At 60.7% G+C, this 24,493-nt stretch carries 28 protein-coding genes; 12 read left to right on the plus strand and 16 right to left on the minus strand.

What is annotated here, in order from left to right; genetic code table 11:
- The 8 genes from MEB48_RS18950 to norR all read right to left on the minus strand — a co-directional run.
- A partial coding sequence (locus tag MEB48_RS18950; RefSeq protein ID WP_237885602.1) for an IS4 family transposase occupies nucleotides 1-886 on the minus strand: 886 nt, incomplete at its 3' end.
- A 200-nt stretch (nucleotides 887-1,086) separates the two neighbouring features.
- On the minus strand, nucleotides 1,087-1,557 hold the full coding sequence (gene ubiT, locus MEB48_RS18955) for a ubiquinone anaerobic biosynthesis accessory factor UbiT (protein WP_237885493.1): 471 nt from the start codon (nucleotides 1,555-1,557) through the stop codon (nucleotides 1,087-1,089).
- A complete protein-coding gene (locus MEB48_RS18960; protein WP_237885494.1) occupies nucleotides 1,551-2,441 on the minus strand; it encodes a U32 family peptidase in 891 nt (296 codons plus the stop codon). Before MEB48_RS18960 ends, ubiT begins: the two co-directional genes overlap by 7 nt.
- A 10-nt stretch (nucleotides 2,442-2,451) precedes the next feature.
- Nucleotides 2,452-3,447 (minus strand): ubiquinone anaerobic biosynthesis protein UbiU, encoded by a 996-nt coding sequence (ubiU, locus tag MEB48_RS18965; RefSeq protein ID WP_237885495.1) that lies wholly within the window; start codon nucleotides 3,445-3,447, stop codon nucleotides 2,452-2,454.
- A gap of 122 nt (nucleotides 3,448-3,569) precedes the next feature.
- A complete protein-coding gene (locus tag MEB48_RS18970) occupies nucleotides 3,570-4,805 on the minus strand; it encodes a molybdopterin molybdotransferase MoeA (RefSeq protein ID WP_237885496.1) in 1,236 nt (411 codons plus the stop codon).
- Entirely contained in the window at nucleotides 4,802-5,356 is a 555-nt protein-coding gene (gene moaB, locus MEB48_RS18975) for a molybdenum cofactor biosynthesis protein B (RefSeq protein ID WP_237885497.1), read from the minus strand. Before moaB ends, MEB48_RS18970 begins: the two co-directional genes overlap by 4 nt.
- A gap of 247 nt (nucleotides 5,357-5,603) precedes the next feature.
- Nucleotides 5,604-6,251, minus strand: a complete 648-nt coding sequence (pdxH, locus tag MEB48_RS18980; protein ID WP_237885498.1) for a pyridoxamine 5'-phosphate oxidase — start codon at nucleotides 6,249-6,251, stop codon at nucleotides 5,604-5,606.
- A 78-nt stretch (nucleotides 6,252-6,329) separates the two neighbouring features.
- The gene (norR, locus tag MEB48_RS18985; RefSeq protein WP_237885499.1) at nucleotides 6,330-7,859 is read right to left on the minus strand and encodes a nitric oxide reductase transcriptional regulator NorR; all 1,530 of its coding nucleotides are present in this window, start codon (nucleotides 7,857-7,859) and stop codon (nucleotides 6,330-6,332) included.
- A 154-nt stretch (nucleotides 7,860-8,013) separates the two neighbouring features.
- Here norR and ytfE point away from each other — a divergent pair, with 154 nt between their 5' ends.
- On the plus strand, nucleotides 8,014-8,688 hold the full coding sequence (gene ytfE, locus MEB48_RS18990; protein ID WP_237885500.1) for an iron-sulfur cluster repair protein YtfE: 675 nt from the start codon (nucleotides 8,014-8,016) through the stop codon (nucleotides 8,686-8,688).
- A 75-nt stretch (nucleotides 8,689-8,763) separates the two neighbouring features.
- Here ytfE and MEB48_RS18995 read toward each other — a convergent pair whose 3' ends face one another.
- Together MEB48_RS18995 and MEB48_RS19000 are read right to left on the minus strand one after the other, a co-directional pair.
- Nucleotides 8,764-9,201, minus strand: a complete 438-nt coding sequence (locus MEB48_RS18995) for a hypothetical protein (RefSeq protein ID WP_237885501.1) — start codon at nucleotides 9,199-9,201, stop codon at nucleotides 8,764-8,766.
- A gap of 28 nt (nucleotides 9,202-9,229) precedes the next feature.
- Nucleotides 9,230-10,420, minus strand: coding sequence for an NnrS family protein (locus MEB48_RS19000; protein WP_237885502.1), 1,191 nt, complete (start codon nucleotides 10,418-10,420; stop codon nucleotides 9,230-9,232).
- A 592-nt stretch (nucleotides 10,421-11,012) separates the two neighbouring features.
- Here MEB48_RS19000 and MEB48_RS19005 point away from each other — a divergent pair.
- Nucleotides 11,013-11,696, plus strand: coding sequence for a Crp/Fnr family transcriptional regulator (locus tag MEB48_RS19005; protein ID WP_237885503.1), 684 nt, complete (start codon nucleotides 11,013-11,015; stop codon nucleotides 11,694-11,696).
- Nucleotides 11,693-11,893: a protein DnrP gene (locus MEB48_RS19010; RefSeq protein WP_237885504.1), complete on the plus strand. Its 201-nt coding sequence runs from the start codon at nucleotides 11,693-11,695 to the stop codon at nucleotides 11,891-11,893. The genes MEB48_RS19005 and MEB48_RS19010 overlap by 4 nt, the downstream gene beginning before the upstream one ends.
- A gap of 51 nt (nucleotides 11,894-11,944) precedes the next feature.
- Here the strand turns inward: MEB48_RS19010 and MEB48_RS19015 are convergent, their stop codons facing one another.
- The 6 genes from MEB48_RS19015 to MEB48_RS19040 form a co-directional block, all read right to left on the minus strand.
- Nucleotides 11,945-13,786: a nitric oxide reductase activation protein NorD gene (locus MEB48_RS19015; protein ID WP_237885505.1), complete on the minus strand. Its 1,842-nt coding sequence runs from the start codon at nucleotides 13,784-13,786 to the stop codon at nucleotides 11,945-11,947.
- A gap of 78 nt (nucleotides 13,787-13,864) precedes the next feature.
- Nucleotides 13,865-15,292: a cbb3-type cytochrome c oxidase subunit I gene (locus tag MEB48_RS19020; RefSeq protein WP_237885506.1), complete on the minus strand. Its 1,428-nt coding sequence runs from the start codon at nucleotides 15,290-15,292 to the stop codon at nucleotides 13,865-13,867.
- 3 nt (nucleotides 15,293-15,295) lie between these two features.
- Nucleotides 15,296-15,736, minus strand: coding sequence for a c-type cytochrome (locus MEB48_RS19025; protein ID WP_030130714.1), 441 nt, complete (start codon nucleotides 15,734-15,736; stop codon nucleotides 15,296-15,298).
- 246 nt (nucleotides 15,737-15,982) lie between these two features.
- Nucleotides 15,983-16,240 carry a cytochrome C oxidase subunit IV family protein gene (locus tag MEB48_RS19030; RefSeq protein WP_237885507.1) on the minus strand — a complete coding sequence of 86 codons (258 nt, stop codon included), beginning with the start codon at nucleotides 16,238-16,240 and terminating at the stop codon, nucleotides 15,983-15,985.
- 11 nt (nucleotides 16,241-16,251) lie between these two features.
- Nucleotides 16,252-16,839: a cytochrome c oxidase subunit 3 gene (locus tag MEB48_RS19035; protein ID WP_237885508.1), complete on the minus strand. Its 588-nt coding sequence runs from the start codon at nucleotides 16,837-16,839 to the stop codon at nucleotides 16,252-16,254.
- Complete coding sequence (locus MEB48_RS19040) at nucleotides 16,823-17,614, minus strand: CbbQ/NirQ/NorQ/GpvN family protein (protein ID WP_237885509.1); 792 nt, start codon at nucleotides 17,612-17,614, stop codon at nucleotides 16,823-16,825. The genes MEB48_RS19035 and MEB48_RS19040 overlap by 17 nt, the downstream gene beginning before the upstream one ends.
- Before the next feature lie 313 nt (nucleotides 17,615-17,927).
- Between MEB48_RS19040 and nirS the strand changes: the two genes are divergently transcribed.
- Genes nirS through nirJ form a run of 9 tightly spaced genes read left to right on the plus strand, consistent with a single transcriptional unit; the run spans nucleotide 17,928 to nucleotide 24,445 of the window.
- The gene (gene nirS, locus MEB48_RS19045; RefSeq protein ID WP_237885603.1) at nucleotides 17,928-19,496 is read left to right on the plus strand and encodes a nitrite reductase; all 1,569 of its coding nucleotides are present in this window, start codon (nucleotides 17,928-17,930) and stop codon (nucleotides 19,494-19,496) included.
- Between the two features lie 24 nt (nucleotides 19,497-19,520).
- On the plus strand, nucleotides 19,521-19,835 hold the full coding sequence (locus tag MEB48_RS19050; protein ID WP_330932713.1) for a c-type cytochrome: 315 nt from the start codon (nucleotides 19,521-19,523) through the stop codon (nucleotides 19,833-19,835).
- Nucleotides 19,836-19,851: 16 nt separating this feature from the next.
- A complete protein-coding gene (locus MEB48_RS19055; protein WP_237885510.1) occupies nucleotides 19,852-20,178 on the plus strand; it encodes a c-type cytochrome in 327 nt (108 codons plus the stop codon).
- Nucleotides 20,175-21,353, plus strand: a complete 1,179-nt coding sequence (locus tag MEB48_RS19060; protein ID WP_237885511.1) for a cytochrome D1 domain-containing protein — start codon at nucleotides 20,175-20,177, stop codon at nucleotides 21,351-21,353. The genes MEB48_RS19055 and MEB48_RS19060 overlap by 4 nt, the downstream gene beginning before the upstream one ends.
- Before the next feature lies 1 nt (nucleotide 21,354).
- Nucleotides 21,355-21,813: an Lrp/AsnC family transcriptional regulator gene (locus MEB48_RS19065; RefSeq protein WP_237885512.1), complete on the plus strand. Its 459-nt coding sequence runs from the start codon at nucleotides 21,355-21,357 to the stop codon at nucleotides 21,811-21,813.
- A complete protein-coding gene (ahbB, locus tag MEB48_RS19070) occupies nucleotides 21,810-22,325 on the plus strand; it encodes a siroheme decarboxylase subunit beta (protein WP_237885513.1) in 516 nt (171 codons plus the stop codon). The genes MEB48_RS19065 and ahbB (MEB48_RS19070) overlap by 4 nt, the downstream gene beginning before the upstream one ends.
- On the plus strand, nucleotides 22,318-22,761 hold the full coding sequence (locus MEB48_RS19075; protein WP_237885514.1) for an Lrp/AsnC family transcriptional regulator: 444 nt from the start codon (nucleotides 22,318-22,320) through the stop codon (nucleotides 22,759-22,761). Before ahbB (MEB48_RS19070) ends, MEB48_RS19075 begins: the two co-directional genes overlap by 8 nt.
- A complete protein-coding gene (ahbB, locus tag MEB48_RS19080; protein ID WP_237885515.1) occupies nucleotides 22,736-23,239 on the plus strand; it encodes a siroheme decarboxylase subunit beta in 504 nt (167 codons plus the stop codon). The genes MEB48_RS19075 and ahbB (MEB48_RS19080) overlap by 26 nt, the downstream gene beginning before the upstream one ends.
- 27 nt (nucleotides 23,240-23,266) lie before the next feature.
- Nucleotides 23,267-24,445, plus strand: coding sequence for a heme d1 biosynthesis radical SAM protein NirJ (gene nirJ, locus MEB48_RS19085; protein WP_237885516.1), 1,179 nt, complete (start codon nucleotides 23,267-23,269; stop codon nucleotides 24,443-24,445).
- Nucleotides 24,446-24,493 lie beyond the last annotated feature (48 nt).

Consider the following 24,493-nt stretch of genomic DNA (forward strand, 5'->3'; position numbering starts at 1 on the left):
CCGATTCAAGACGCTGGAACATCCCTTCGATACTCCAGCGACGACGGTATAAATCGGCGATTTGCTCAGCGCTGATGGTGTCGGGCAAGTTGCTCCAGAACCACATCACGCAGTCGCCTGATTCGGTCGGTGTTTGCAGGCTCAGTTCAACTCGGCGCCAGCGGTGGCCGCCTTTGAGTTCGATAATTTGTTCGCGTACTGTCCCGGCCTCGACAGGCACCGGTGCTTGCCAATCGCTTTCCCGAATCAGCCGTGGATGCTTGCTTTGCTGGCGAATAATGAACGAAGCCCCCGTTTCCTCGCAGGCCTGCATGACGGGCAGCGTGCAATAAAGCCGATCGGCCATCCACAGCTGTCCCGCACTGGCGCGGGCTAACAACGGCAGCACGCTGACGCGCTCACTGGCGTAGGCATCCTCGCAAGGCTGCAAGTCAACGATCTGATCCAGGTCAGGATCGTAAACCACAACCGAAAACCCCGGCCGAGCTGCACCTCGTTCGCGCCGCAAAGCCCCCAGGCGTTTTTCGGTAGACGGCAGGTGATTGCCGTCAACAATGCGCAACTGCCAGCCGGGCAAAATGGCTGAACAGCCCAACTCTTTTATCGTCGGCGCCAGGCGCTCTGCGCTACCGGTGACCAAGGCTCGCAGCAATGCCGGTTCGGTGCGGCTGACCTTGTCATAGAGCGCCGCCAAGGTAACCGGTAGAGCATCCATCTGGCGCGCAGCGGCATGTAAGGACGGGCGCAGGCCCAATGAAACAAGGGACATCAGCTCAACGATGGTCGAAAACAAAAGCTCACGCGGGTACTGGCGTTGACGATGCTCTTCAAACACCTGATCAACCCACTCAGCAGGAATGGCGTGCTCCAGTGCCAACTTGACCATGACACTGGCCGGTGCCTTTTTTTCAAACCGCGCTAGAACTTCTGCCCACATCGTTTTCGTCACCCTGACTGGAGTTTTGGGGGAGTTTAAACGAAGACCTTGAAAGGGCTGGCCGTAAGGGCGGAACCCTAAGCCGCCGTTACCGCAGAAATGGATATGTACTGAGCCGCGAGCCAGCGCCCACAATTGAACGATATGGATTACCCCGCCGCCAACCCCTTCCCCGCCCGCTCCAGATTGCGCCACAGCCAGACAGGCAGAACATCAGGGTCAAGACTGTCGATCAGGTTCTTCAGCGCCAGCCCCAGTTCGGTATCCCCCTCAATCACCAAACGCCGACGAAAAAACAGCGTATCCGGATCCTCCTGACGGCTCGCCAACAGTAAAAACTCCCGCCAGTTACCACTGATCATCACATGCGCCGTAGCGTGCTCAGCAATCCGCAACCCTTTACCACTGATCGTCAAATACCAGGACAACCCCAGATCCGGAATCCGCAGACACAACCAACGCCCACGCAAAACCTCAAACTCGCCATCACACAACGGCCCGGCGAGGCAACGATTCAGCGCTTGCTGCAACGCCAGGCGCTGCACGGCAAAAGGCACCCGGCGCACTAGCGGCAATATCCGGTCGGCACCTTTCAACAGCCACTTTTTTCGATTCAACACAGGCCGACCTCCTCAACACGCAGCATGCCGGCCTGGCCATGCCAATAACCATTGCACCCTTCGACGAACACCGGCGGTGTCTCGCCCAGACGAACCCGTTGATAGGCCGCCACCACTTCGGCCATGCCCTGAGCACGAGGACTCAAGCGCAACAGATCGGCACCGCAGGCCACCAGCCCGGAATAATCGGCCAACAGATTGGTCACCTCGGCCGACATCGTTTGAATACCGTTGATGGTGAACAGCGCCTGCCCTTCCTGACTGGTCAGCGCCAAGCCGTCGGGGTAGTTGATGCAGCAAAACTGGCAGTCGTCCTTGGGCCGGTTTTCCGCCCGAGCCGTAAAGCAGCGTGCGGAGTAGGCCAACGGCAAATGCCCATAGGCGAAGATTTCAACTTCCGGCACTGCATGGCCCAGTTCGCGCACCTGCCCGATCACATCACCAATCAGCGCCGCCGAACATTCCACGGGCGGCACCCAGCGGGTCATTCCGCTGTCGAGCAATTGCGCCAATGAGTGACCGTTGTACAGATTGAGGGCCGGGCCGCCCACGAATGGCAACTTGCGCTCGGCCAAAAACTGCACCGCGCCCATGTCGTTGGCTTCCACCAGCAATTGGCCGTTATCGCATAGCCGGCGCAGGCTGGAGAGTTCGGACGCCGCTTCAATCAGCGTCAGGCTGGAAAGAACCAACTGCGCCTGACTGCACTCCTGCAACTCACGGCCCAAACCCAGCCATTGATCCAGTGAAAAGGCCCGACGTTTCGAGCACACGGTTTCCCCCAGGTAAATCACATCCAGGGGCAAGGCCGACATCTCGGCGTAAAAGTTGCTGAGTTGCTCTTTGTCCCAATAAAACAGGACCGGTCCCAGGCTGAGTTTCATGTCGAACCCCTCATTGCCATGATCGATGATAAGCACCCAGGGTGGTCTGGCTGCCTTCGGACAAACCGGCCAGCACCTGACGCCATTCCTCCTTGACCCGAAAACTGCCCGGTGTGCCACGATGGGCATCCAGTGCCGCGCGCCAGACACGGGTGACTTGTTCGACATAGGCCGGGCTGCGTTGGCGGCCCTCGATTTTCACCGCTTCGACGCCGATGGCCGTCAGTTCCGGCAGCAAGTCCAGGGTGTCGAGACTGGTGGGTTCTTCCAGCGCATGGAAGCGCTTGCCGCCGACCAGGAAGCGGCCCTTGCACAAGGTCGGGTAACCGGCTGGCTCGTCAGGGGTGTAGCGATCGATCAGCACTTCGCTGAGGCGCGCGCTCAAGCCTTCGGCGTCCTCGCTCCAGCGCACGGCCTTGGCCGGCGAACAGACACCGCACAGGTTCGGCGACTCGCCGGTAATGTATGAAGACAGATGGCAACGCCCTTCAGCCATGATGCACAAGCTGCCGAAACCAAACACTTCGATGGGCACCGGACTGCTGGCGGCGACCTGACGTACCTGCGCCAACGACAACACCCTCGGCAGCACCGCACGTCGAATGCCGTAGCGCTGCGCATAAAACTCCAGCGCCGCGGCATGGGTCGCCGAGCCCTGGACCGACAGGTGCAACGCCAGTTGCGGGTGACGCTGACTGGCGTAGTTGAGCACCCCAGGGTCGGCGGCGATCAGCGCATCGACACCGAAATCGGCGGCACGATCCACCGCCCGTTGCCAGCGCTCCCACCCCTTGGGTTGTGGGTACGTGTTGACCGCGACGTAGAGTTTGCGTTGATGCTGGCGAATGTGGGCAACGGCGGCGTCGAACTGTTTGTCGTCCATGTTCAGCCCCGCGAAGTGCCGGGCGTTGGTGTCATCGCGAAAGCCGACATAGACGGCATCGGCGCCTTGGCGCACCGCCGCTTTAAGCGCAGGCAGATTCCCTGCCGGGCAGACCAGTTGCATGGGTAATCCTCATGAAATTACGCGTCCGGAGCATCGCCCGGCGTCTGTGGCGCACCGTTCGAAAAAGGCGCTGCCAGTCTAGTCAAACCGGCAGGCACGGCCTTGACGGCAATCAATTGCCATCATTGCATCAGGTCGGCGAAGGACAGGAACATCACGTTGTCGTGCTTGAGCACTGGCTGCTCGCACTCGATCACCGCCAGCCCGTCGGCCCAGCACGCGGCGGTCAACATGGCCGAGCTTTGCTGAGGGTGCAATTCCACGCTCAACTGGCCGTCGGCGCCGGGCGTCAATCTGGCCCGCAGGTACTGCCGACGCTTGTTACGCTGCAACCAGTCGAACCCGGCGGGCACGGCCAACGGCACCGGCAGTACGTCAGTCACGCCTTGGGCCCTGAGCAGGAACGGACGCACCACCACCAACGCGGTGATCAGCGCCGCCGAAGGATTTCCCGGCATGCCGATCCACGGTTTGCCGGCCACTTCGCCAAAGGCCAGTGGCTTGCCCGGCTGGATGGCCAGCCGCCAGAAATCGACGTTGCCCAGTTCCTCGATCGCCTGTTTGAGGTGATCTTCCTCGCCCACCGACACGCCACCGGAACTCAACAGCAAGTCGCATTCCGAAGACGCCAGGCTCAAGGCATGCCGGCTGGCAGCCAACTCATCGACCATGACGCCATAGTCGTGAACCTCGACGCCCCAGCCGCGCAACAACGCGGCGAGGCAATACCGGTTGCTGTTGTAAATCTGCCCCGGCGCCAAAGGATCGCCCGGCTCACGCAGTTCATTGCCGCTGCTGAGCAGGCACACCTGCAACGGCCGATAGACCTCGACCCGCGCAATACCAGCACCGGCCAACAATCCCAGTTCTTGTGCGCGCAGGCGTTTGCCGGCCTTGAGCAACAGATCCCCGCGGCGAACTTCCTCACCCTCCTTGCGCACATGATCACCAACGGATACGGGCGAGAACCAGACGCGCTCGCCCTCGACCCGACAGCGCTCTTGCGGCACCACGGTATCGGCACCCGGTGGCAATGGCGCGCCGGTAAAGATCTGCACCGTTTGCTGCGCGAGCAAGGGCGAACCCGCTTGATCTCCCGCCGCAATGCGCCCGCCAATCGATAAACAGTCACCCGCCTGGGGCAGGTCAGCCGCCCTGAGGGCATAACCGTCCATGGCGCTGTTGTCCCAGGCCGGCAGGTTCACCGGGGAATGAATGTCCGCCGCCAGCACCCGCCCCATGGCTTGATCCAGACGAACCATTTGCGCCAGGGGCGGCGGCGGTGCGTGGTCCAGCAGACGGCTGATGGCCTCGTCCACCGGCATCAGGTTGCCGATGTCGCACACCCGCCCGGTCATGAGCGGGTCCCGCAGGCGTCGATGACCCGCTGCGCTTGCGGTTTCAAATGCGGGGCGAAATTGCACGGGCCGGTGCGACTGTCCAGTTGTTCGAGCAGAATCTTGTTCCAGGCCGTCCGGCAGGCACCCGGCGAGCCTGGAACGCAACACACCAGCACGCCGTTACTCATGCCGGCCAGTGCCCGGGACTGCAGGCTGGACATGCCGATTTCCTCCAGAGACACCTGGCGAAACAGTTCGCCGAAGCCTTCCACATGTTTGTCCAGCAGCGGCAGCACCGCTTGTGGTGTGTTGTCGCGAGCGGTGAAACCAGTGCCGCCGGTCATCAACACCACTTGCACTTTGGGGTCGGCGATCCACCGGGAAACGGTGGCGCGGACCTGATAAATGTCGTCCTTGACCAGATCGCGATCGATCAACACATGCCCGGCCGTTTGCAGCAAGTCCGTCAGGGTCTGTCCCGAAGTGTCGGTGTCAAAGGTGCGCGTATCGCTGATGGTCAGTACGGCGATGTTCAGGGGTTCAAACGTGCGTTGCGCCAGATGGGCCATATCCAGGTCTTCCCGTGAATGAGGGTATAGGACAAAGCCTGAACTGGAATGCCCGGTGAGCCTATTCCTCCAAGGAGGTACCTCGTCGGGGACATGGAGAGAATGTGCCGGGCACAAAACCTGTGGGAGCGGGCTTGCTCGCGAATGCGGTATGTCAAACAACATTAATGTCGACTGACACACCGCATTCGCGAGCAAGCCCGCTCCCACACTGTCCTCCATCGCTACAGGTCCTGCGCAATGGGGCTTAAGGCGCCAACCGGCTTCGTTTCCACAGACCATCGCGCAAACGGTAATCGACACGATCATGCAAGCGGTCAGCCCGCCCCTGCCAGAACTCCAGACGTTCAGGGCGCAGGCAGTAGCCACCCCAATGCTCGGGGCGCGACACGGTCTGGCCAACGAAGCGCTTGATGGTTTCAGCCAGCATCGATTCCAGCGCTGCACGACTGGCCAGCGGGCGGCTTTGCGGTGAAGCCCAGGCCCCCAGACGACTGGCCATGGAACGAGAATCGAAGTACTCATCCGACAACGCCGGATCGAGCCTGGACACCTGCCCTTCGATACGCACCTGACGCTCCAGCCCCGGCCAGAAGAACGTCATGGCGGCATAGGGATTGGCGGCCAGTTGCTGACCCTTATCGCTCTGGTAATTACCAAAGAACGTAAACCCTTCATCGCTCAACCCCTTGAGCAGCAGAACCCGACAATGCGGCCGTCCTTCAGGGTCGACCGTCGCCAGCACCATGCTATTGGCCTCGACAGGTGCGCACTCGGTGTCGCGGGCCTGTTGCAGCCACTGCCGGAACATCGCCAGCGGATCGTCCAGTGCAGCCTCATCTTGCAGGCCATTAAGGGTGTAGTTACGGCGCATTTGAGCCAAAGAAAGCGGCATGACGGTGATCTCCGGAAGGTTTTACGCAGTGTGCGAGGCACTGCGCAAAGCCACCTTGACCGCCATCAACACTGTCGCCTACTTGAGACGCAGACGCCGCGCCAGTTTGTGCAGGTTGCTGGGGTCGACTTCCAGGATTCGTGCGGCGCTGGCCCAGTTTTCCCCGGACAGGCTCAGGGCCTCGAGGATTTTCTTGCGCTGGTAATCGTCGACGGCTTCGCCCAAGGGCTGGAACGGCAGATCAGCCGTAACGTCCGGGGATGGCTCGATCGCCGATCCCGGGGCCGTCATCGCGCTGTCGAGATCGAGAATCTCAGGCTCCAGCGTCATGATCAACGCGCGACTCGTCCCACGACTGAGCTGCTTCAACGCAGCCCGACTGATCACGTGTTCCAATTCGCGCACATTGCCCGGCCAGGTATAAAGCAGCAGCGCGCGTTCGGCCGCCGGCGACAGGCGCAAACCACGCAGGCCGAGCCGCGCCCGATTGAGTTCAAGGAAACGCCCGGCCAGCATCAACACATCGTTACCGCGCTCACGCAGTGGCGGAATCGGCACCGGATACACCGAGAGCCGGTGATACAGATCGGCGCGAAACAAGCCGTCGCGGATGCTGTCCGGCAGGTGCCGGTTGGTGGCGGCGATGATTCGCACATCAACATGCAACGGCTTGTCAGCGCCGAGGCGCTGGATCTCGCCGTTCTGCAGGGTGCGCAGCAACTTCGCTTGCACGCTCAACGGCAACTCCCCGACCTCATCGAGAAACAGCGTGCCACCGTTGGCGGCATCGAAGCGTCCGGCGCGGTCACTGGTGGCGCCGGAAAACGCACCTTTGACATGCCCGAACAACTCACTCTCTGCCAGCGACTCCGGCAAGGCGGCGCAGTTAACGTGTATCAGCGGCTTGTGATGGCGCCTTGAAAGGCGATGCAAGCGCCGGGCGAACAGCTCTTTGCCGACACCGGTCTCGCCCAACAGCAATACCGGCAGATCGGAGTCGGCCAGTACATCCAGTTCATTGAGCAACTGATGCAACACCTCACTCTGCCCAAGGATCTCGCCCTCCTCGACGGGCATGCGCAAGTCTTGGGGATCGCTGCGGGACAGGCGCAAGCTGCGGTTTTCCTGCTCCAGGCGGGTGACCCGCACGGCGGCTTCGATCTGCAAGGTGCAGCGCTTGAGCTCTTCCCGCGCGCGGCTGTCAAAAGTCCCGGCGTGCAGCGCATCGAGGGTGATCGCGCCCCAGATCCGCCCTTCGACATACAGGCTCACACCCATGCAGTCATGCACCGGCAGCGGTTCGCCGATGTGGTTGTCGAGCAAGCCGTCGTAGGGGTCAGGCAGGCGGCTGTCGGGCTCGAACCAAGTCGGCTCGCGCGACGCCATGATTGCCGCCAGCCGAGGATGCTGGGCGATGACGAACCGGCGCCCCAACGCTTCATGAACCAGCCCCACCGTCGCAACGGGCCTGAGGCTGTCGTCATCCAGACGCAGCAAGCCCACGGCGCCACTGTTAAAGTATTCGCGCAAGGTCTGGACCAGTCGTTGCAACCGTACGGCATTGGGCAACTCGACGATCAGGTCGGCTGCCAGGCTTTCTCGCAGCATGGTAGTAATCACCCTCTATGGTTGGATTCACCCTAAAGCGTCAGGGTGCCTATCACCACAACTAAAAAATAATCGATGTTTTTCAATCACTTAAATATGGCATGCCGGATGCAATGAGCTTGGGGAACCGTTGAAACCCAAACAAGGAACCCTGATGAGCCAGACCCTATTGGAACAAAGCCTCGGCCAACTGGCCTGCGACATTCCCGGTGCCACCCGGATCTTTCACACCTTCAAACTGGACTTCTGTTGCGGCGGGCAAAAAAGCCTGCGTGAAGCGGCCCTTGGCAAAAACCTCGATCCGGTCCTCATTGCCGACGCCCTGCAGATTCTGCAAGACGCCGGCGAAACCCAGCACGACTGGCGCAACGAACCGTCGGAACTGCTGATCGCCCACCTGCTGACGCGCTACCACGCCCGCCACCGCGAGCAACTGCCGGAACTGATCCGTCTGGCCCGCCGCGTCGAGCAGGTTCATGGTGCGCGCAGCAGCTGCCCCAACGGCCTGGCCGATCTCCTGACCGACATGCAGCAAGAACTCGAAGGCCACATGCTTAAGGAGGAACAAGTGCTGTTCCCGATGCTGCAACAAGGCATCGGTGCTCAAGCGGCTCCGCCGATCCAGGTGCTGCGCTTCGAACATGATCAACATGGCGAAGCACTGGAGAAGATGCTCGCCCTGACCAATCACATCATCCCGCCTGCCGATGCCTGTAACACCTGGCGTGCCCTCTATCGCGGGCTGCTGGAATTCAAGGATGACCTGATGCAACACATTCATCTGGAAAACAACGTGCTGTTCATCAACGCCCTGAACCCTCGTCACTGATCGATCACCTGTCACACCCAACCCGCGCCAGCCCACCGGTTGACGCGGGTTGGGTTTATCCGGGAGTGCTTGTGATCAACCGTGCCAATAGAACATCGCCTTGGCCAGGATCACAATCAACACCATGTGCCCAAGGATGCTGCGGCGAATCCAGCTGGCGCGAGTCGCGGTCAGGCGCGCGTGGGTCAGCCAATAGGCCAACAGCAAGTAATGGCCGATGATGCTCAGGGCCAACAGGATTTTCAGGCTCAGCAACGTACCAAAACTGCTGGCCAGCGGCTGACTCAATGCGCCCCGGTACTGCCACGCCAAACCGATGCCGGCGCCATACAACAGCAACACCACGCCGTGCAGAACCTTACGCGAACGCAGTGCAATCGCCTGATCCGCCGTCGCTTGCGCAGTATCCGTCAACGGCTGGCGCGCGCGATGCCAGATGACCACCTCGAAAAACAGCGTGCCTATGAAGGCAATCGCTGCCAGCAAATGCGTGACCAGTAAAAAGGGGTACATCAGCGCCAGCCTCTGTCAGTTCGCGTGCTCATCCCGGATGACCGTCAACCCGGGCCCGCAGCAGCATCGGCCCATAACGCCAGGCATACAGCGCAAACGCCAGCGCCCAGCACAGACCGGCAAGCCACAATGCCGGCAAGGGAAAGAACTCGATCAACACGACCCGGCTCAGGCACGCCAGGTTGAGCAAGATGAACGCCAGGGTCATGCCCGACGGCGGTTCCAATGCGCGGCCGGTGTGGCCCAGGCTGACGCGCGCGATCATCGCCAGAACCAGACCGCCCATGGCCCCGATGGTCAGGCAATGCACTGCCAGACTCGGATTGATCGGTACACCGAAATGCCACAGCGCCATCCCGAGACACGCCACCGCCAACCAGCCATAAGCCAAGTGCAGCGACCACAGCAACGGCACGCTCCAGAGTGTCCGGTCATGCCAGCGCACCAGTCGCACCAGATGCCCCGCCGCCAGCACCGCGAACAGCAGGCCCACCCAGACATTGGGGTTGAGCGCAGGTCCTGCGGCATACAACAGCGCCACCAGCGGCGAGCCCACTAACAGCAATCGATCCAGCCAGGGCCAGGCGGCAACGCCTTCCACCCGACCAAGGCCACGCTGAGTGAAGAACGGAATCACCCGCCCGCCAATCAACCCCATCATCGCCGCCACCAGCCAGATACCGGTCAGCACGCCCTGGCGCTGCCAGCCTTCATGCCCCTCGACCAGACCGTACAGGGACAACCCGTCGGCCACGGCCAACAACAGCAGAACCACCACAATCGGGTAGTTACGTTTCTGCCGCACCTTCCACAAGGTGAAGCCCATGAGCACCGCCACCGCCAACGGGAACGCCATTTCCAGCACCGCGAGCAACGGCCACGGCACATTGGCCAACCAGGCCACTCGCGCCAATAACCACAGCAACGCCAGAGCGGCCAACGGTTTGCCGCTGAGGCCGGGGCGACCGGTCCAGGTCTGCACGGCCGTCAGCAGAAAGCCCGCGATAATCGCCAAGCCGAACCCGAACAGCAATTCATGCCGATGCCAGCCCAGCCAACCGCCTGCCGGCTGCCAGTCGGATATCGAACCACCAAAAGCCGCCAGCCACAGCGGAATGGCCAGCACCGCCAACAGGCAGCCGGCGAGGAAAAACGGCCGAAAGGCCAGCCGTAACAGCGGTGCGATTGCCATCGCTTTACGGCGGTCAAGCACTTGCATAAAGCCACTCCTCTACCTGTTTGCCGACCTGGCGCCAACCCGCACGCGCCGAGGTAAATCCAGGAGGCAATCATCGGGTATTCCCGATTCATTGCCTTTGTCGCAGATCAAGTGTGCAAGGGGCGTGCCCCGATGCCGAGCGCGCGCCCTTTGTGGCGAGGGAGCTTGCTCCCGCTCGGGTGCGCAGCAGCCGTAAACCGGCTGATGCGTAGTATCTGAAGAATTGCGATGGCCAGTATTGGGAGTGCTTCGCACTCCAGCGGGAGCAAACTCCCTCGCCACAAGGTATTCCCGACCAGGGTTTAAATGACCCTTTGATGGTCATTTAAACCCTAAACATCACGGTATTTTTTACCCTGATCGCTGACACCCCCAATAAACAAGGCCCTCCAAGCCTGGCCCGCGTCTTGCTCTGCATGGGCAACCTTTCATAAATCCTGGATCCCTCTCGATTACCCGGAGTCGTCATGAAAAAAGTCATCCAGCCACTGGCCTGGTTTGTTGTGTTGACCTCAATCCTGGCCCTGGCCAGCGGCGTGTCTCTAGGTCTCGTCTGACCTGATCCCCTTCTCTATCTTCAGGATGAATTCTCATGGTGCTTCATCGCGTCCATCACCAGATTCTGCGCAGTCATCACTTGTTCGAGCCGTTGAACGAAGAACAGCTGGATGAACTGATGAGTACCAGCCACTTGCTGAGCATCGACAAGGGCGAGCCGTTGTTCCGTCAGGGTGAGCCGGCCGATTCGTTCTATTTCATCATTGCCGGCGCGGTGAAAATCTACCGGCTGACACCCGATGGGCAGGAGAAAGTGTTTGAGGTCATCAGCGATCGGCAAACCTTCGCCGAGGCGATGATGCTGATGGACACCCCGAACTATGTGGCCTCGGCCGAAGCCATCTGCCCCACCCAGCTCTACCGGATATCCAACAGCACCTACATGCACCTGCTGCAGAGCAACAGCCGGCTGACTTTTGCGCTGCTGGGCAAGCTCTGTGTTCGCTTGCATCAACGGGTCAACGAAATCGAAACCCTGTCGCTGAAAAACGCCACCCACCGGGTCGTGCGTTATCTGCTGACGCAACTGGTGCGCCAGCAAACCATTGACAGCCAATTCGAATTGCCGATGGCCAAGCAACTGATTGCCGGGCATCTGTCGATCCAGCCAGAAACCTTTTCGCGAATCATCCGCCGCTTGATCGATGAAAACATCATCACTCAGGACGGCCGTCAGATCGCCATTCTTGATCGTCTGCGCCTGGAACAGTTCGAGTGAGCGCCATGCCCGTCTGCCTGTATTGCCAACATGCCAACCCACCACAAAAAGTCGAATGCCGCCAATGCGGCATGCCCCTGCCGGCACTGGCGTCACATGCAGCGCAACGTCGGTTGCGCCGATTCAAGTGGTTTTGCGTTGGCCTGACGGTCTTTTGCGTGGTGATGTTTTTCTGGTTGCCGCGCAGCATCAACTGATGCTGCATATTCAAACCCTGATGCCAGTCAGTTAAGGTGCAAAACCCGGGCTCAAGGTTGAGTCAGCTGCCGGTACAACTGCGGTAAGCGCAGAGGTAACTGCTCAGGCTGACGGATCAAGGTGTAGCCATTGGCGCCGAACATGTACGGCAGGTAATCCCCGGCCTCGCGATCGATCGTGATACAGAACGGCGTCAGCCCCTGACGCCGCGCCTGCAGCACCGCCTCGCGGGTATCTTCAACACCGTAGCGCCCTTCATACAGGTCCAGATCATTCGGTTTGCCATCCGTGAGCAGCAGCAACAGTTTGCTGCGCCGCTTGCTCATGCCCAATAGTTGCGTGGCCTGGCGAATGGCGGCGCCCATGCGCGTGTAATACCCCGGTTTGAGCCCTTGGATGCGACCTCGGGTGGTGTCGTCATAACGCTGGGTGAATGACTTGAGTTCCTGCATGCGCACTTGCTGACGACGCAGCGAGGAAAACCCGTACAGGGCGAAATCATCACCCAGCACCGACAAGGTTTCGCCGAACAGCAGCAGACTGTCGCGGATCACGTCGATGACGCGGTGCTCATCGTTCAGGTGGGCGTCGGTGGACATCGACACGTCGGCCAGTAACAGGCACGCCAGGTCGCGGCGAGTCTGCCGTTGCTCCATGAACAGACCGCGTTCGGCGCACTGGCCATGCTCGCGTTCGACGTGAAAATCCAGCCAGGCCTGCATGTCCAGCTCTGATCCCTGGGATTGTTGGCGTAACCATTGACGATCATTGCGCAGATGCTCGAATTGGCGCCGCAAGCGGTGCGCCGAGGCCTTCAAGCGTAATGGCAGCGGCTGCGCTTCACAGTCGCGGGGCACCATCATTTGCAGGTTGACGAAGCTGTCCTGCATCTGTTGTTTGCGGTAGTCCCACTCCGGCAACTTGATGCCCTCCCCGAGGGGAATATCGTCGACATCGGCCGGTGGTAAATCCAGATGCAGCTTGAGACCGCCGCCCTTGCGCAGACGTGTGCGCGACAGCGTCAATTCATCCAGGTCGTCGGCGACTCGGGCAGCGTCCGGGTCTTCGCTGTCGTCCGACCAGCGATCCAGGTCGACGTGCTCGGTCCAGCTGAACAGGTTCTCCAGACGCACGATTAACAACCCGCCGTCGCGGCTGCCTTCATCGATCCGCGTCGCGCGTTTACGCCCGCTTTTCTGTTCGCCCGGCGGCGTGGTCAAAGACTCTTCGGATTCATCGCCAAGATCGGCAGCCTGCGGGCTCGCGAGGTTTTGCGGCGGGTACAACCACAGCGGCAGCGGCCATGCGGCCCGTTCGCTGCGGGGAAAATGTTCGACACTGCCCGGTTCGCGTAGCGCCTGGCATAACGCTCGTTCCAGTGCGGCTTCGCTAGCGTTCAATGAGGCCGGATCGGGGCGTAATTGCAGATGGGCATCGACCAGTCGTTGGTAACGAACACGCAACGCGGGATAGCGTCGCAGCAGCTGTTGCGTCCAGCGTTGATTATCCCGACCCCAGTGACGCATCTGCCCGGCTTGTGCCGCCAGCAACGTGAGCCAGCGATAGAGTTCCTCGTTCAGTGCGATTTCAGGGAAGACCGCCAGGCTCGATGGCAGCCGCAAATTATTCGCGTCACACCACGCCAACGGCACTTGTTTGCAGGTGCCGGCGATTTGCTGCAACACATTGCGTCGCAGCAGCAGATCGCGGTCGCTGGCCGCTTCCACGCCGATGCCATTGGCGCCGCCCATGGCACGGAACAACAGCGCCAGCGGGCGTTGCTGGCTGGCCAGTTCAACCCGTGCTTCAGGGAAGTCCGGGCTGGCACGCCGGGTGATGAAACGATGCCAGACACTGCCGACCCACTCTTCCAGTTCGACGGTAAACGCCATGATGCCTGCCCTTGCTGGAAACCAAAAAAACGGCCCGCTGTATCAGCCGGGCCGACCTTTTCTAGCTGTTGCACTCGTTCATGAAGGTACGACCGTAGCCGGGGCACGCAAGGCTGCGCGGCTACGTTGCTTGAAGCTGAGCAGGTAACAGAGCAAGCCTGCGAAGAAGCCGAGACCGGCGCCCAGACGCGCCCAGAACAGCACCTGCAGATGTTCGACCGTGGACATGAATGGCAACGCAATCCCGTCGGCCTGCCAGCGTTGCAGGTAAACCTGGACGACACCGGCAGCGGTCAGGAACAGCGTGATCATCACCATCGACAGGGTCATCAACCAGAAGCCCCAGATTTCGAAGGTTTGCGAACGCTCGTCAGCGGCTTCACCCAGCCCGCGCAAACGCGGCATGGCATAGCTGATCAAGGTCATCACGATCATCGCGTAAGCACCGTAGAAGGCCAGGTGACCGTGAGCCGCCGTCAGTTGCGAACCGTGGGTGTAGAAGTTGACCGGTGCCAGGGTGTGCAGAAAACCCCAGACGCCCGCACCGAAGAACGCGGTAACCGTGGTGCCCTTGGCCCACAGTGTGGCGGCGCGGTTCGGGTGTTGCCGGCGACGATTCTTCACCATGCTGAAGGCGAAGATCACCATGGCCAGGAACGGTAACGGCTCAAGTGCGGAGAAGATTGAACCGACCCACAACCAGACCTCAGGCGCACCGATCCAGAAGAAGTGGTGACCGGTGCCGATGATCCCGGTAATCAGCGCCATGGCGATGATCACGTACAGCCATTTCTCCACGACTTCCCGGTCGACACCGGTGATCTTGATCAGCACGAAAGCGAGCATCGAACCCATGATCAGTTCCCACACGCCTTCCACCCAAAGATGCACCACCCACCACCAATAGAACTTGTCGCGGGCCAGGTTACCGGGGTTATAGAAGGAGAACAGGAAGAACACCGCGAGCCCGATCAGCCCGGTCATCATCACCATGCTGACGGTGGTCTTGCGACCTTTGAGCAGGGTCATGCCGATGTTGTAAAGGAAGCCCAGGCACACCACCACAATGCCCATCTTGGTGATGGTCGGCTGCTCCAGGAACTCCCGGCCCATGGTCGGCAGCAGCTCGTTGTGGGTCAGTTTGGCCAGGCCCGCATAAGGCACCAGCAGATAGCCGAGAATCGTCAGCACGCCCGCGACGGCGAATACCCAGAACAGAATGATCGCCAACTTCGGGCTGTGCAGTTCGCGGTCGGCCTCTTCCGGAATCAGGTAGTAGGCAGCGCCCATGAAGCCGAACAGCAGCCAGACGATCAGCAGATTGGTGTGCACCATCCGCGCCACGTTGAAGGGAATGATCGGGAACAGAAAGTCTCCCACCACGTATTGCACACCCATGATCAAACCAAACAGCACCTGACCGAGAAACAGCATCAGGGCAAACACGAAGTACGGTTTGGCCACGGCTTGCGAGGCGAATTTCAGATGCGGATTAGCAATGCTCATCGCTTAGCCCTCCTTGTTTGGCGGCCAGCCATTGGTGTTGATGTTCGAACTCCATTTGAGGAACTCGGCGATGTCATCCACCTCCTGCTCGCTCAACTTGAACTGCGGCATCGCTCGCCGGCCCGGTACGCCCAGCGGCTGCATTTTCATCCAGGCATGCAGAAAGGGTTTAAAACCCGCCTCCCCGCCGCGCCGCTGAAACACGTTGCCCAGCTCAGGCGCAAAGTAGGCGCCCTCGCCCAGTAATGTATGGCAGCCGATGCAGTTGTTTTGCTCCCAGACTGTCTTGCCGCGAATCACTGATTCGGTTAACTGCGCTTCGTTGCTGCGCACTGGAAAGGTCTGTTCCGTGTGATAGGTCAAGGCCAGGAATATCAGGAAGAAGAAGATGCTTCCCCCGAAGTAGATATTCCTGGCCATGCCTTTGGTGAAGGTCTCTGACATGGTCGCTTCCTCTTTGCTTGGCGTGCCCATGATAGAAAGCGAAGGGTTGAAACCTGCTTGATGGCGATCAAGAAAGGCAGATGGTTTGGGTCGGGTATCGATCGTATGGCTGACAGAGATTGAATGTGGGAGCGGGCTTGCTCGCGAAGGCGGCGTGTCAGTCAACATGGATGCTGAGTGTGCCGGCCCCTTCGCGAGCAAGCCCGCTCCCACATTAGAATCGCGCTGTTTTACAGACTGTATTCCTTAGCCGACCAACACCAGCGTCAGCCCCACAACGGCGGCCAACACCAGCGCCCAGCTCACCATCAACCGGCGCCACAATCGCGGGGCATGACGCATCTCCATAAAGCCATCGGCAATCAGCCAGGCCTTGCCGACCGCCACCAGTAAAATGGCCACCGACAGCAGCCACGTCGCGCCCACCTGTGCCAGCACCACGGTGCACACACTTAACGTGGCCAGCGCTGCCCAGCAGACGAGCAAAAACCTGGAAGCCGACATCAGAACCTCCGTCAATTCAGAACATAGACCAGCGGAAACAGCACGACCCAGATCAGATCGACCATGTGCCAATACAGCACACCCGATTCAAGCCCGCTGCGGTTGGCCGCGTTATACAGGCCGCGACGGCAGCGCTCGGCCAGCCATCCGAGAATGACCATGCCGAGCAGTACATGGAGAAAATGAAAACCGGTGAGGATCCAGTAGAGGGTGAAAAACGTGTTGTGCTCCATGCCCAGCCCCGAGGCCAGCAAGTGCCGGTATTCGGTAAGCTTCAACACCACGTAGACACTGGCGGCGAGCAATGCTGCCAGCAGGTAGACCGCGCCGTGGCGAGACCGAGAGCGCCTGACTTGCTCTTGAGCCAGTGCGGCAAACAGCCCAGCGGTGAGCAAACTGAGGGTCATCGCCAAACCGGTCGATGTGTTCAGCAACAGACGGCTTTCAATGAATAGCTGCGGCTTGAGTGCCTGAGTCACGGCGAATACCAGAATCAGAATGGCGAACACCGACAGCTCGGCCAGAATGAAAAACCACATCGCCAGGTCACCCGGCAAGTGATCTGGTGAAACACGTCTGGACTCAGCCGAAGTGGACATCAACCACGCCCATCAGCGCCGCAACCGTCAGCGGATCATCGCTCAGCGGCTCGGCCAGGCAGGCCATGCACGCTTCACGCGGGCTCATGCCGGAGCGGATCATTCGCGCGGTAAAAATCAACAGCCGCGTCGAGGCGACCTCCTCCAGGTCATGTTGATCCAGCCGGCGCAGTGCCTGTCCCAGCCGGACCACTTGCGCCGCCAGTGCGCTGTCCACCTGCGCTTCCCGGGCAACAATGCGCTCTTCATCGGCCACCGGCGGATAGCCGAAACGCATCGCCACGAAACGTTGTCGGGTGCTGGGTTTCATGCCTTTGAGCAGGTTCTGGTAGCCAGGGTTGTAAGACACCACCAGCATGAATGAGGGTGGTGCCTGCAGCACTTCGCCGGTGCGTTCCAGGAACAACTCGCGACGATCATCGGCCAGTGGGTGCAGTACCACCACCGTGTCCTGGCGCGCTTCGACCACTTCATCCAGATAACAAATGCCGCCTTCACGCACCGCGCGGGTCAGTGGTCCGTCCTGCCACCAGGTGCCTTGGGCACCGATCAAATGGCGGCCGATCAAGTCGGCGGCGCTCAAATCGTCATGGCAAGCCACGGTATACAGCGGCAGTTTCAACCGATGGGCCATGTGCTGGACGAAACGGGTCTTGCCGCATCCCGTCGGGCCTTTGATCAGCACCGGCATGCCGTGTCGCCAGGCCTGCTCGAACAGCGCCTCCTCATTGTTGAGCGGTTGATAGAAGGGTTCGCAAGACTGGATTCGGTCCATGGGCTGTCTGTTCCAAAAGCGGATTCAAGCCACACGCTACGGGCCCCTGCGACAACCTGGCAAGTGACATGGCCGGCAAACTTGATCGCGGTCAAGCAAGCATTGGCCTGCTCGGGCATAGCCTTGCACGGCACTAAGAACCTGCGTTCTGCGCTGCCGTTTCAGCACATCGCAAAGGTCTTGCCTGAGGAGAAATGGAATGCTGATCAGCAATAGAAAAACGTTTGCTCTGACTGTCGCCACATTGTGTTCGGCGCTGGCCTTTGCGGTGACTCACGCGGCTAGAGCCGACGAGCCTGCTACCACACCACCCATGCTCAAAACCGCTGGCGCTCCCGACATGAGCCAGGCCGAGTTCGACTCATCCAAGGAGATTTACTTCCAGCGCTGCGCCGGCTGCCACGGTGTTCTGCGCAAAGGCGCCACCGGCAAACCACTGACACCGGACATCACCCAGTCCCGCGGGCAACCGTTTCTGGAGGCGTTGATCACCTACGGCTCGCCGGCGGGCATGCCGAACTGGGGAACGTCGAATGCGCTGACCAAGGATCAGATCACGTCAATGGCCAAGTTCATTCAGCACGCGCCGCCGACGCCACCGGAATGGGGCATGGCCGAGACGCTGAAAACCTGGAAAGTGCTGGTCAAGCCCGAGGATCGTCCGAAGAAGCAACTGAGCAAACTCAACCTGCCGAACCTGTTTTCGGTGACGTTGCGCGATGACGGCAAGATTGCCTTGATCGACGGTGACAGCAAGAAAATCGTCAAGCTGATCGAGACTGGTTATGCGGTGCACATCTCGCGCATTTCTGCCTCCGGTCGCTACCTGTTGGTGATTGGTCGAGACGCCCGGATCGACATGATCGACCTGTGGCCGGTGGAGCCGACCAAGGTCGCCGAAGTCAAAGTGGGCATCGAGGCGCGCTCGGTGGAGACCTCCAAGTTCAAGGGCTACGAAGACAAATACACCGTCGCCGGCTCCTATTGGCCACCGCAATTCACCATCATGGATGGCGAAACCCTGGAGCCCAAACAGATCGTCTCGACCCGCGGCATGACTGTCGACAAGCAGGAATATCACCCCGAACCCCGGGTCGCGGCGATCATCGCCTCCCATGAATGGCCGGAGTTCATCGTCAACGTCAAGGAAACCGGCAAGGTCATGCTGGTCAATTACCAGGACATCCAGAACCTCACCATCACCTACATCGATGCCGCGCCGTTTCTGCATGACGGTGGTTGGGACAGCACCCACCGCTACTTCATGACCGCCGCCAACAACTCCAACAAAGTCGCCGTGATCGACTCCAAAGATCGCAAATTGGCAGCTCTGGTGGAGGTCGGCAAAACCCCTCATCCGGGACGCGGCGCCAACTTCAACCACCCGACCTACGGCCCGGTCTGGGCCACCAGCCACCTCGGTGATGACGGCATTTCCCTGATCGGTACCGACCCGGTCAAACACCCGCAATACGCCTGGAAACAGGTCGCCTCACTCAAGGGCCAGGGCGGCGGATCGTTGTTCATCAAAACCCACCCGGACTCCCGTCACCTGTATGTCGACACCACCCTCAACCCGGACGCCAAGCTGAGCCAGTCGGTGGCAGTGTTCAACATCGACAAACTCGACGCCGGCTACACCGTGTTGCCCATCGCCGAGTACGCCGGCATCAAGCAAGGCGCGATGCGGGTGGTGCAGCCGGAATACAACAAGGCCGGTGATGAGGTCTGGTTCTCCGTGTGGAGCGGTCAGTCAGAGGAGTCGGCGCTGGTGGTGATCGACGACAAAACGCTGAAGCTCAAATCAGTCATCAAGGACAAACGGCTGATCACCCCCACCGGAAAATTCAACGTCTACAACACCCAACACGACATCTATTGAGCTCCATCAATGCAAGGAATCCTTATGAAAAATATTCTGTTTTCACTGTTCGCCCTGACCGCTGCGCTGAGCGTGCAACCGGTCATGGCTCAAGACGGCCAGGAGCTGTTCAAGAGCAAACCCTGCGCCGCCTGCCATTCCATCGACACCAAGCTGGTCGGTCCGGCGCTCAAGGATGTCGCGGCCAAGAACGCTGGCGTAGCCGGGGCCGCGGACACCTTGGCCAACCACATCAAGAACGGTACGCAAGGCAATTGGGGCCCGATGCCAATGCCGGCCAACCCGGTGACGGATGAAGAAGCGAAGACACTTGCAACCTGGGTCCTGAGTCTCAAATAGCCAACTGGAGGGCGTCATGAAGGTTTATCGACACGCTGCGATTCTGGCGGCCCTCCTCCTCATTTGCGCAACCGCGGTTGCCGCGCCGGACGCCAAGCGTCAGGCGCAACTCGAACATTTGCTGGCCCAGGACTGCGGCGCCTGCCATGGCCTGCACATGACTGGCGGGTTGGGTCCCGACCTGACCCGCGCAACGCTGGCGGGAAAGTCCAGGGACAGCCTTATAGCCACCGTCAGCCAAGGCCGGCCCGGCACCGCGATGCCCGGCTGGGCTCCGTTGCTCAGCCCGGACGACATCCGTTGGCTGGTCGATCTTCTTCTCCAGGGATACCCCGCACCATGATCCGTTCAACCCTGCTTTTAGCGGCGACCGGGCTGTTGTTGTCCGCGTGTGTTCAGCCACCGTTGCGTGGTACCGGCGATCTGGGCGTGGTGGTGGAGCGCGCCACGGGTAGCGTGCAAATCATCGAAAGCGACACCCGCACGGCACTGGTCCGACTCGAGGGTTTCGGCGATCTGTCCCATGCCTCGGTGGTGTTTTCCCGCGACCAGCGTTATGCCTATGTGTTCGGCCGCGACGGTGGGCTGAGCAAGATCGACCTGCTGACCCAACGCATCGATCAACGGGTGATACAGGGCGGCAACAGCATCGGCGGCGCGATCAGTCAGGACGGCAAACTCATCGCCGTGTCCAACTACGTGCCCGGCGGGGTCAAGGTGTTCGATGCCGAGACCCTGCAACTGGTGGCCGATATCCCGGCCACGCCCCTGGCTGATGGCAGCAAGCGCTCACGGGTGGTCGGCCTGGTCGACGCGCCCGGTCAGCGTTTTGTGTTCAGCCTGTTCGATACCGGCGAGATCTGGACCGCCGATTTCAGTCAGGGCAACACGCCTCGGATCAGCCGTTTCACCGACATCGGCCAGCAACCCTACGACGCGTTGGTGACCCCGGATGGTCGCTATTACATGGCTGGACTGTTCGGCGAAGACGGCATGGCACAACTCGACCTCTGGCATCCGGAGCGTGGTGTACAGCGAGTGCTCGGTGATTACGGACGCGGCCAGGCGAAATTGCCCGTCTATAAGATGCCGCATCTGGAGGGCTGGGCCGTTGCCGATCACCAGGCCTTCGTACCCGCCGTCGGCCGTCACCAGGTGCTGGTGATGGATTCGCGCACGTGGCAGCAGACCGCTGCCATCCCGGTGGCCGGCCAACCGGTGTTCGTCACGGCGCGGCCGGACGGTCGGCAGCTGTGGGTCAATTTCGCCTACCCGGACAACGATCGGGTTCAAGTTATCGACAGCGAAATCCATGCCGTGGTCGCCGATCTGCGGCCAGGGCCGGCGGTGCTGCACATGGAATTCACCGCCCGCGGCGATCAGTTGTGGCTGTCGTTACGCGATGGCGATCAGGTTCAGGTCTGGGACCCGTACAGCTTGAAGCAGCTGAGCACCCTTCCCGCCACTGCGCCGAGCGGCATCTTCTTCAGCAGTCGCGCGCAAAAAATGGGTTATTGAAATGAACCTCGACCTGCTCAGCCGCCAACTGATCGACCGCTTCCAGCACGGCATGCCGTTGTGCGCGGAACCGTACAAGGAGATGGCGCGGATTCTCGGTTGCCGCGTGGGCCAGGTGATGGCTTGCCTGGAAGAAATGGATCAGGCCGGCACCCTCTCACGGATCGGCCCGGTGTTCGAACACAGTCGCGCCGGGGCCAGCACTCTCGCCGCCCTCGCCGTGCCCGCCGAACGCTTGCAACAGGTCGCCGAGCACGTCAGCCAGTATCCCGAGGTCAACCATAACTACGCGCGGGAGCATTTCTACAACCTGTGGTTTGTGCTGACTGGCCCTGATCGCCAACACATCGAGCGCGTTCTCGAACAACTCGAGAAAGACACCGGCCTCATGCCGCTGGATCTGCCGATGTTGACCGCTTACCGCATCGACCTCGGTTTTGCTCTGGGAGAAAGCCCATGACGCCGGGGTTGAGTCACAAACAGGCGCTGGCGCTGCGTCGGCATCTGGAAGATGGGTTGCCGCTTGTATCGCGCCCCTATCAGGCCCTCGCCGAACGGATAGACGCCGATGAAAACCAGGTGCTCGCGCAAATGCATCAGTGGCATGAGCAAGGGCTATTTCGCCGGATCGGCCTGGTGCTCAACCATCGTGCGCTGGGTTTTACCGCCAACGCCATGCTGGTCCTGGATGTTCCGGACGCGCTGATCGACGAAGTCGGCCAGCGCCTGGGGCGAGCGCCCGGCATCACCCTCTGCTATCAACGGCCACGGCGCCTGCCGCAGTGGCGCTATAACCTGTTCTGCATGGTTCACGGGCGTCAACGTGCGCAGGTCGAAGCGCAGATCCAGGCGTTGCTGGAAGAACACCTGCTGAGCGATCTGCCCCACCAACTGCTGTTCAGCACTCACGCGTTCAAACAGCGCGGCGGACGCTTCGCCCCCTCGCCAACAGGAGCCCCCTCCCATGGATGACCTCGACCGTCGGCTGATCAACCGCCTGCAACTGGGCCTGCCGCTGGTGCGCCACCCGTGGCAGGCACTGGCCGCCGAACTGGACAGCAGCAGCAACGAATTGCTCGCTCGTCTTCATCAACTGTTGGAAGACGGCATGCTCACGCGCTTCGGCCCGATGTTCGACATCGAACGCCTCGGTGGCGCCTTCACCCTCGCGGCGTTGGCGGTACCGGAAGAACGTTTCGACGAGGTCGCCGAGCAACTGCACGCCCTGCCTGAAGTGGCGCACAACTACCGACGCGAACATGCCTGGAACATGTGGTTCGTGCTCGGTTGCCCGACCGAACAAGGTATCGCTGAAACCCTGCAGCACATCGAAACCCTGACCGGCCTGCCGCTGCTCAACCTGCCCAAAGAGGAGATTTACCATGTCGGTCTGTACTTCCCGGTCTGAAGACACCCTGGCGCACCGTCTGATCGAGTTGACCCAGGCCGGCCTGCCATTGCTGGACGATCCGTGGGCCTGGCTTGCCGAACAGCTGGAGCTGAGCATCGAATCCACCCTGGACTTGCTCAAGCGCTTGCAGGCCGAGGGCGCCATCCGACGTATCGCCGCCGTCCCCAACCACTATCGCTTGGGCTATCGCTACAACGGCATGACCGTTTGGGATGTGCGCGACATCGACATGCCGCGCCTCGGCGCACTGATCGGTGCGCAGCCCTTCGTCAGCCACTGTTATCGACGCCCGCGACGAACCGCGTGGCGCTACAACCTGTTCGTCATGGTCCACGGCCGCAGCCGCGAGGAAATCGACAGCTACCGCGAACACCTGCGCTACTTGCTGGGCGATGCCTGCGACGCCGACGAGATGCTGGTGAGCAGCCGCATCCTGAAGAAAACCGGTTTGCGGCTGCCGCCAGTGCCACGCTGAACACGCGCTTATTTCAAGGAGATTTGCATGTTGAGGATCAGCCAATACCTGCGTGCCCTGACCGGTCAGGTGCCTGCGCCCAGAACCAGCCCACCGGGCAGCAACCGGCCGCCGGTGGTGATCTGGAACCTGCTCAGGCGCTGCAACCTGACCTGCAAACACTGCTACGCCACGTCCGCCGACAGTGTCTTTCGCGATGAACTGGATACGCCTGCTGCGCTGACCGTGATCGACGATCTGCACGATGCCGGCGTGAAGGTATTGATTCTTTCCGGCGGTGAACCTCTGCTGCGTGACGATCTGTTTGAGCTCAGCGCCTACGCCCGTACCAAGGGCTTTTTTGTGGCGTTGTCCACCAATGGCACGCTGATCACTGAGCAGAACATCACACACATCCGCGCGGCGAATTTCGACTATGTCGGGATCAGCATCGATGGCCTGGAAGCCACCCATGACGCCTTCCGCCAACTCAAGGGCAGTTTCGCCAGTTCCATGCGAGCGATCCGGCTCTGTCGTGAACAAGGCATCCGCGTCGGCCTGCGCACCACCCTGACTCAAGAGAACCATCAACAATTGCCCCAATTACTGGCGCTGATGCGCGAGTACGACGTGCAGAAGTTTTATCTGTCGCACCTCAACTACAGCGGTCGCGGCAAACGCAGCCGCCAGCTCGACGCTCGGCAGCAGATGAGCCGCGAGGCAATGACGCTGATTTTCGAACGGGCCTGGGAAGACATCCAGCACGGCCGCGATAGCGATTTTGTCAGCGGCAACAACGATGCCGACGCGATTCTCTTGCTGCAATGGGTGGGCCTGCATCTTCCCGAATATTACCGGCGCCTGGAACATATGCTCCGCGCCTGGGGCGGCAATGCCTCGGGCAGCGGCATCGCCAATATCGACAACACCGGCGAAGTGCACCCCGACACCTATTGGTGGCAGCACTCGGTGGGCAATGTCCGGCACACGCCGTTTCGCACGCTGTGGCTGGATCGCCCGGACGCTTTGTTGCAGCAGCTGCGTGTGCATCCGCGCGCCGTCGGTGGCCGTTGCGGCCAATGCCGCTGGCTGAACATCTGCAACGGCAATACCCGCACCCGCGCCTGGGCCGAAGGCGACCTCTGGGGCCAGGACCCCGGTTGCCACCTCAGCGATGAAGAAATCGGTATGCCGCCATTAATGACCATCCCTTGCGTCATGCACTGAAGCACCCGCCTGGCGAGCCATCTGGCAAAGGATGGGGCCGGCCCACCT

Origin of the sequence: Pseudomonas sp. PGPR40, assembly GCF_022014505.1 — a bacterium.
Taxonomy (GTDB): domain Bacteria; phylum Pseudomonadota; class Gammaproteobacteria; order Pseudomonadales; family Pseudomonadaceae; genus Aquipseudomonas.